A 512-nucleotide genomic window follows, 5' to 3' on the forward strand; every position below is an offset into this window, starting at 1 on the left:
AAAGATGCAGTAGAGCGCGCTGGCGCACTGTGTAAAGAAGCTGGCGCGAAACGTGCTCTTCCTCTTCCTGTGTCAGTGCCTTCACACTGCGCGTTAATGAAACCAGCAGCTGATAAACTAGCAGTAGCGCTAGAGTCTATCGAATTCAACACACCACAACTTCCAGTTATCAATAACGTTGATGTGGCAGCTGAAACTGACCCTGCAAAAATCAAAGACGCGCTTGTTCGTCAGCTATACAGCCCAGTTCGTTGGACTGAAAGCGTACAGCTAATGAGTGAACAAGGTGTAGAAAACCTTCTTGAACTTGGCCCGGGCAAAGTTCTGACAGGTCTAACAAAACGTATCGTGAAAACACTAAGTGCAGCAGCAGTTAACGATGTGGCGTCGTTAGAAGCAGCTAAATAATTCTTTCACGATAAGAAAAGGAAAACACAACATGATGAATCTAGAAGGTAAAATCGCTCTAGTGACTGGCGCAAGCCGTGGCATTGGTCGTGCGATTGCTGAGC

The 512-nt window shown here is 46.7% G+C and carries 1 protein-coding gene; it reads left to right on the forward strand.

Features of this window, described 5'->3' with window-relative positions; translation table 11 throughout:
* Positions 1-408: ACP S-malonyltransferase (locus R7093_RS28260; RefSeq protein ID WP_411913269.1), on the forward strand; the 408-nt coding region annotated here is incomplete at its 5' end.
* Between the last annotated feature and the right edge of the window lie 104 nt (positions 409-512).

This window comes from Vibrio sp. 1580, assembly GCF_033340055.1.